The organism is Pelomonas sp. KK5, assembly GCF_001984095.1.
Lineage (GTDB): Bacteria > Pseudomonadota > Gammaproteobacteria > Burkholderiales > Burkholderiaceae_C > KK5.
In genome coordinates, this window is sequence record NZ_LYVQ01000074.1 from 20,429 (window position 1) to 27,020 (window position 6,592).

At 69.9% G+C, this 6,592-nt stretch carries 8 protein-coding genes; 3 read left to right on the forward strand and 5 right to left on the reverse strand.

Annotated elements, in window-relative coordinates; translation table 11 throughout:
- The first annotated feature begins 16 nt into the window (after positions 1–16).
- Positions 17–889 (forward strand): alpha/beta fold hydrolase, encoded by an 873-nt coding sequence (locus B0W88_RS13670; RefSeq protein ID WP_077035210.1) that lies wholly within the window; start codon positions 17–19, stop codon positions 887–889.
- 14 nt (positions 890–903) lie between these two features.
- Positions 904–2,370, forward strand: a complete 1,467-nt coding sequence (locus B0W88_RS13675; protein ID WP_077035211.1) for a cytochrome P450 — start codon at positions 904–906, stop codon at positions 2,368–2,370.
- Positions 2,371–2,448: 78 nt separating this feature from the next.
- Here B0W88_RS13675 and B0W88_RS13680 read toward each other — a convergent pair whose 3' ends face one another.
- The gene (locus B0W88_RS13680; RefSeq protein ID WP_083748779.1) at positions 2,449–2,781 is read right to left on the reverse strand and encodes a UBP-type zinc finger domain-containing protein; all 333 of its coding nucleotides are present in this window, start codon (positions 2,779–2,781) and stop codon (positions 2,449–2,451) included.
- Positions 2,732–3,508 (reverse strand): SDR family NAD(P)-dependent oxidoreductase, encoded by a 777-nt coding sequence (locus B0W88_RS13685; RefSeq protein ID WP_077035213.1) that lies wholly within the window; start codon positions 3,506–3,508, stop codon positions 2,732–2,734. Before B0W88_RS13685 ends, B0W88_RS13680 begins: the two co-directional genes overlap by 50 nt.
- Positions 3,509–3,554: 46 nt before the next feature.
- Here B0W88_RS13685 and B0W88_RS13690 point away from each other — a divergent pair, with 46 nt between their 5' ends.
- Positions 3,555–4,145 (forward strand): peptidoglycan recognition family protein, encoded by a 591-nt coding sequence (locus B0W88_RS13690; RefSeq protein WP_077035214.1) that lies wholly within the window; start codon positions 3,555–3,557, stop codon positions 4,143–4,145.
- On the opposite strand, the gene B0W88_RS13695 is transcribed toward B0W88_RS13690, so the two are convergent.
- The 3 genes from B0W88_RS13695 to B0W88_RS13705 form a co-directional block, all read right to left on the reverse strand.
- Entirely contained in the window at positions 4,146–4,772 is a 627-nt protein-coding gene (locus tag B0W88_RS13695) for a glutathione S-transferase family protein (protein ID WP_077035215.1), read from the reverse strand. It lies immediately after the preceding gene.
- Positions 4,773–4,802: 30 nt separating this feature from the next.
- Positions 4,803–6,023 (reverse strand): urate hydroxylase PuuD, encoded by a 1,221-nt coding sequence (locus B0W88_RS13700; RefSeq protein ID WP_077035216.1) that lies wholly within the window; start codon positions 6,021–6,023, stop codon positions 4,803–4,805.
- Between the two features lie 124 nt (positions 6,024–6,147).
- Positions 6,148–6,592, reverse strand: a 445-nt coding sequence (locus B0W88_RS13705) for a methyl-accepting chemotaxis protein (protein ID WP_233151706.1), incomplete at its 5' end; no start/stop codon positions are given.

A 6,592-nucleotide genomic window follows, 5' to 3' on the forward strand; every position in this document is an offset into this window, starting at 1 on the left:
GAGCAGGACGACCCCGATGGAACAGACGACCCTCAGTGCCGGCGGCCTGCGCTCGCCCGCCCTCATCGCCGGCGACGGCGCCGTCGACGAGGCCGTGGTCTTCGTGCACGGCAACCCCGGCTCCTCACGCGACTGGACGGGCCTGATCGAGCAGATCGAACAGGTCGAGCCGCGGGCGCGCTGCCTCGCGCCCGACCTGCCCGGCTTCGGCCGCGCCGACAAGCCGGCGGACTTCGACTACACGGTGGCCGGCTATGCCAAGCAGCTGGGCCTGCTGATCGCCGCCCAGGGCATCAAGCGCGTCCACCTGGTGCTGCACGACTTCGGCGGCCCCTGGGGCTTGCGCTGGGCGGCCGGCCATCTGGCCCAGGTGGCCAGCGTCACGCTGTTCAACATCGGCCTGATGCCCGGCTACCGCTGGCACTACCTGGCGCGCATCTGGCGCACGCCGGTGCTGGGCGAGCTGTTCATGGCCAGCACCAACCGCCCCGGCCTGAAGCTCGCGCTGCGCCATGGCAACCCGCGCGGCCTGCCCGAGGCCTATTTCGACGAGATGTACGCCAACTACGACAAGGGCACGCGCCGCGCCATCCTGGCCCTGTACCGCAACACCAGCGACCTCGGCGCCCTGGCCGAGCAGGCGGCGCGCATCCTCGCCCCTGCCAGGCTGCCGGCGCTGGTGGTCTGGGGCGCCTGCGATCCTTATGTGCCGGTGCGCTTCGCCGAAGTGCAGCGCGAGTTCTTCGCCGTTGAGCGCGTCGTGCGCCTGGAAGACAGCGGGCACTGGCCGATGATCGACAACCCGGCGGCCGTGGCGCAGGCGGTCGTGCCCTTCCTGATGCAGCAGCTGGGCTGCGCCGTCGCCACCGCGGCGGCGGGCAAGGCCTGAGCCCGCAGATCACCATGTCCGCGCCTCATCCCCTCGCATCGAGCTCGGCCGACCGGCCGCTGGCCTCGCTGCCCGGCCCGCGCCCGCTGCCGCTGATCGGCAACCTCGCCGGGGTCGAGCTGGACAGCATCCACCTCCATCTCGAGCGCCTGGCCGCCCAGTACGGCCCGCTGTACCGCTTCCACATGGGCCCCGACGCGGCCCTGGTGGTCGCGCGGGGCGAGCTGATCCAGGAGATCCACCGCGAGCGGCCCGAAGGCTTCAGCCGGCTGCTGGGCATGCAGCGCGTCATCAATGAAATCGGCATCCAGGGCGTGTTCTCCGCGGAAGGCGCCGACTGGCGGCGCCAGCGCAAGCTGGTGATGTCCGCCTTCGATCCCGGCCACCTGAAGCGCTACTTCCTCGCGCTGGTGCGCGTCACCGAGCAATTGCGCCTGTGCCTGGACGAAGCCGCCGCCAGCGGCCAGGCCCTGGACCTGCAGACGCTGCTGATGCGCTACACCGTCGACGTCACCACCGGCCTGGCCTTCGGCATCGAGATGAACACGCTGCGCGAGCCCGACCAGGCCCTGCAAGGCCATCTCGACAAGGTGTTCCCCATGGTGATGCGCCGCATCTTCGCGCCCATCCCGCTGTGGCGCTACGTGCGCCTGCCCAGCGACCGGGAATTCGATCGACACCTGGCCAAGGTCCACGAGGCCGGCCATCGCTTCATCGCCGGGGCGCGGGAGCGCATGGCCAGCGATCCCGGCCTGCGCGAGCGCCCGAACAATCTGCTGGAAGCCTTGCTGGCGGCGCGCGACGAATCCGGCGGCGGCCTCGGCGACGCCGGCGTGCTCGGCAATGTGCTGACGGTCCTGCTCGCCGGCGAGGACACCACCGCCAATTCGCTGGGCTGGATGCTCCACCTGCTGCACACGCACCCGGCCGAATGGCAGGCCGTGGTGGACGAGGTCGATGCCGCGCTCGCGCCAGGCGAGGACATGCCGCGCGAGTTCGATACCGCGCGTGGCTTCGAGACGATCGAGGCCTGCATCAACGAGGCGATGCGGCTGAAGCCGGTGGCGCCGGTCTCGCTGTTCGAGGCGAACAAGGCGCTCAGCATCGGCGGCGTCGCGCTGAAGAAGGGGGCCCAGGTGATCGCGCTGAACCGCCTGGCCGCCGTCAACCCCGAGTTGGCGGGCGACGCGGCGCAGTTCCGCCCGCAGCGCTGGCGCGCCTCGGCCAGCGCCGCGGACCACAGCCTCACCAAGGCCTCGATTCCCTTCGGCGCCGGGCCGCGGCTGTGCCCCGGCCGCTACCTGGCGATGCTGGAGATGAAGATGGTGCTGGCGACGATCGCCCGCAACTACGAGCTGATCTCGGTCGCCACCGAGGACGGCACGCCGCCGCGGGAACGCGTGGCCTTCACGATGTTTCCGGTGGGGCTCAAGCTGCGCGTCGCGTCGCGAGCTCATGCGGATTTGCATTCAAACGGATAACAACGCGGACCGCCGCAGACAGTGCTTCAGCACGGCAAGGCGATCCAACGCAGTTAGGCGTTTGAAGGCAAAGCCGTATCAGACGTAGCGCGGGATCGGATGGCGCTGCGGCGTCTGGTCAGGCAGCTCGACGACGACCTTGTCCACGAAGCACCAGCCCCAGCCCTCGGGCGGGTCATAGCCCTCGATGATCGGATGGCCGCTGGCCTGGAAGTGGGCGCGGGCATGGCGATGCGGGGAATCGTCGCAGCAGCCGACAGGGCCGCAGCTGCGGCACAGCCGCAGGTGGACCCAGCGGCTGCCCATCGCCAGGCACTCCTGGCAGCCGAGCGCGCTGGGCGTCACCTGGGCGGGGCAGCCGCTATCGCGCTCCCGGCAGCCGCGGCGCCACGCCCAGGTGCATGCCCGCATCGAGCATCAGCAGCTCGCCCGTGACGGTCTTCGCGCCGTCGACCAGCCAGACGATCGCCTCGGCCACGTCCTCGGCGCTGCTGGCGCGGCCCAGCGGCGTCATCGCCTCGGCCGCCGCCTTCATCTTCTCGAAGCCCTCGGGGCCGAGCCCGTCGACGAACCAGCGCGTCGTGATCATGCCCGGGCAGACCGCGTTGACCCGCACCGCCGGCGCCAGCGTGCGCGCGAGGTGCAGCGTCATCGCGTTGATCGCGCCCTTGGAGGCGATGTAGGGCATCGACGAGCCGATGCCCAGCGCCCCGGCCACCGAGGACACGTTGACGATGCAGCCCTGCGCGGCCTTCAGCGCGTCCACGCAGGCGCGCACCATCTGGAAGCTGCCGATCGTGTTGACCGCGTAGATGCGCTGGAAGGCTTCGGCGTCCAGCGCCTCCCAGGCGGCGGCGCCGGCGAAGACGCTGATGCCGGCGTTGTTGACCAGCGCGTCGATGCGGCCCCAGCGCTCCAGCGCGGCGGCGGCGAGGCGCCGGCAGTCGGCATCCTCGGCCACGCTGCCTTGCGCCAGCAGCGTGTCGGCGCCCAGCGCGCGGCAGGCCGCCTCGGTCTCGCGGGCCTCGGCTTCGCTCTTCGAGTAGTTCAGCAGCAGCGCATAGCCCTTGCGGGCCAGGGCCTGCGCGGTCGCGGCGCCGACGCCGGTGCCGGCGCCGGTGATCAGGGCGGTCTTCATCCTTGTCCTTCCCGTCAAGGGTCGAGCGCTCATTAGACTCGCTCCGATGAAGAGAATCCTACTCACCGGCCTGCTGCTCGCGGCCAGCCTGCACGCGGCCGCGATCGACGTCGTTCCGACGGACACCTGGGGCGGCTCGCCGTCCGCCACGTCGTACGCGCCGCAGACGATCACCCACATCACGCTGCACCATCAGGGCGAGACCTGGGCGCCCGGCCGCGACGTGCCCGACTACCTGCGCCACCTGCAGCAGTGGTCGCGCGAGACCAAGCACTGGGCCGACATTCCCTACCACTACGTGATCGACCCCGAGGGCCGCGTCTACGCCGCCCGGCCCGAGGCGCAAGCCGGCGACACCAACACCGAGTACGACCCGCGCGGACACCTGCTGATCATGGTGCTGGGCAATTTCGAGGAGGTGGAGCCGAACGCGGCGCAGTTGCGCGCGACGGTGGAGCTGATGGCCGACATGGCGCGCAAGTACCGGCTGACGGCGGCCGACATCGCCTCGCACAAGGACTTCAGCACGCAGACGGTGTGCCCGGGGAAGAACCTGTACCGCTACCTGCAGAACGGCTGGATCGCCAGGGCCGTAACGGCCAGGCTCGACGGCAAGGCGATGCCCGCCCTGCCCTGATCAGGCGGCGACCGGGTAGGTGCCGTCGCCGTGCGGCGCCGCACGGAACTCCGGCCGCGCTTCGCAGGCGGCGGTGAACGCGCCGATCACCGGAAACTCCGCCGCCGGCGCGCTGCCCGGCACCAGGTCCTGGATGAAGGTCCAGACCACGGCGATGCACAGGCCGGCCTGGGTCAGCGCGGCGCTGTCCAGCGGACGGCGGGTCAGCTCATCCTCGAGCGCACCCAGGGCCGCGCGCAGCTGTTCATGCACCCGGTCCATCCAGGGCTGGTGCACCTTCTCGGGCGGCCGCACGCCGTGCTCGTAGACGATCTGCACCGCCTTCTCGCAGGCGGCGAGCACCAGCCCGCTCAGGCGCAACTCATGCGCCAGCGCGGCCGGCTCCGTCGGCAGCAGGCTGCGCGGCGCCAGCGCGGCGGCGTACTGCAGGATCAGCGTCGAATCCATCAGCACCGTGCCGTCGTCCAGCAGCAGCGTCGGCGCCTTGACGACCGGGTTGATCTCGCGGAACTGCGCATAGCCGCGGAACACCGACAGCGAACGGTGCTCGAAGGGCACGCCCATCAGCTGCAGCGCCACCGCCACGCGGCGCACATAGGGCGAATCGAGCATGCCGAGCAGTTTCATCGTTAGCCTCCTGTATGGGGAGGCGCCATGCTACTTGCTCGTCGCGCGGCCGGCGAACCAGCGGCCCAGGGTGGCGCGCTCCTCGTCGGTGATCTGGGTGGCGTTGTTCAGCGGCATGGTCTTCTGCACGACGGCCTGCTGGTTGATCGCCGCGGCGTTCTTCTCGATCAGCTCCGGCGTGTGCAGCATGATGCCCTTCTGGTTCAGCTGCGCGTTGTGGCACATCTGGCAGCGCTGCTCGATGATGGGCGCGATCTGGGCCGTCGTCGGCGGCGGGGCCTCCTTCGGCACCTCGGGCGCCTTGGCCGGGGCCAGCCACACGATCAGCGCCGCCAGCAGCACCAGCGCCGCCGGGATCAGCCAGGGCGCCGCCTTGCCCTTGTGGCGCTGCACGAACCAGCTGCGGATCAGCACGCCGGCCAGCATCATCACGATCAGCACTGCCCAGTTCATCGGGTGGCTGAACAGCATGCCGTAGTGGTTGCTGAGCATCGCGATCAGCACCGGCAGCGTGAAGTAGGTGTTGTGGACGCTGCGTTGCTTGCCGCGCTGGCCGTAGATGGCGTCGACCGGGCGGCCGGCACGCATGTCCTCGATCACCTTCTTCTGGCCGGGGATGATCCAGAAGAAGACGTTGGCGCTCATCATCGTGGCGATCATCGCCCCGGCGATCAGGAAGGCCGCGCGGCCGGCGAACAGGTGGCACAGGCCCCAGATCGCCAGCGCGATGTACACGCCCTGCAGGCCCAGCACCAGGCCGTCGTTGCCGATCTGCAGCTTGCCGTCCGCGCCCTTGACCTGGCCGAAGCGCCGGCAGATCTGGTCGTACACCAGCCAGCCCACCGCCAGGAAGGCCAGCGAGGCGACGATGGCCCCGGCCGTGCCGCCGTGCGCCGCCCAGTCGAACACATGCGGATCGATCAGGAAGGTGCTGGCGTTGAACAGGTAGAGCACGACGAACAGCGCGAAGCCGCTCATCCAGGTCCAGTAGCTCTCCCAGTAGAACCAGTGCAGGTCCTGCGGCAGGTTCTGCGGCGCCACCATGTACTTCTGCGGGTTGTAGAACCCGCCGCCGTGGACGGCCCACAACTCTCCGTCGACGCCGCGGGCCAGCAGGTCCGCCGCCTTGGGCTTGTGAAGGTGGTTGTCCAGCCAGACAAAGTAGAACGAGGCGCCGATCCAGGCGATGCCGACAATGATGTGCAGCCAGCGCAGCAGCAGGTTGGCCCAATCGAGCAAATACGCTTCCATCCGAGACTCCGAGACTCCGGGACCGGCTCACCACTGCGGGCGCTGTGAGCCGGGGACGTGTCGCGCTAGTCTGATCGGGTCCTACGTGCGCCGCTGCGACATGTGGACAGAAGTGTATACAAAATTAAGCCATCTGGTGAGCCGTTGAGCGAGATGTTGCGGTGGTCTTGAACACCGAAACAACTTCTAGCAATTGCTGGGCCTGGTGGCGCAGGCTTTCCGCGGCGGCCGCGCTCTGCTCGACCAGCGCCGCGTTCTGCTGCGTGCCCTGGTCGATCGAGGCGACCGACTGGTTCACCTGCCGGATGCCGCTGCTCTGCTCGTTGGAGGACGCGTTGATCTCGGCCATCAGGTCGGTCATGCGGCGCACCTGCGACACCACGTCGTTGATCGTGCTGCCGGCTTCGTCGACCAGCTGGCTGCCCGCCTGCACCCGCTCGACGCTGGCCCCGATCAGCGCCTTGATCTCGCGCGCCGCCTGGGCGCTGCGCTGGGCCAGCGTGCGCACCTCGCCGGCCACCACGGCAAAGCCGCGGCCCTGCTCGCCGGCCCGCGCCGCCTCGACGGCC

What these genes read in the sequence shown, in the direction of transcription:
- B0W88_RS13695 (WP_077035215.1), bottom strand. Translation starts at nt 4,772, where the DNA reads ATGAAACTGCTCGGCATGCTCGATTCGCCCTATGTGCGCCGCGTGGCG.
- B0W88_RS13670 (WP_077035210.1), top strand. Translation starts at nt 17, where the DNA reads ATGGAACAGACGACCCTCAGTGCCGGCGGCCTGCGCTCGCCCGCCCTC.
- B0W88_RS13690 (WP_077035214.1), top strand. Translation starts at nt 3,555, where the DNA reads ATGAAGAGAATCCTACTCACCGGCCTGCTGCTCGCGGCCAGCCTGCAC.
- B0W88_RS13675 (WP_077035211.1), top strand. Translation starts at nt 904, where the DNA reads ATGTCCGCGCCTCATCCCCTCGCATCGAGCTCGGCCGACCGGCCGCTG.
- B0W88_RS13700 (WP_077035216.1), bottom strand. Translation starts at nt 6,023, where the DNA reads ATGGAAGCGTATTTGCTCGATTGGGCCAACCTGCTGCTGCGCTGGCTG.
- B0W88_RS13680 (WP_083748779.1), bottom strand. Translation starts at nt 2,781, where the DNA reads ATGCGGGCATGCACCTGGGCGTGGCGCCGCGGCTGCCGGGAGCGCGAT.
- B0W88_RS13685 (WP_077035213.1), bottom strand. Translation starts at nt 3,508, where the DNA reads ATGAAGACCGCCCTGATCACCGGCGCCGGCACCGGCGTCGGCGCCGCG.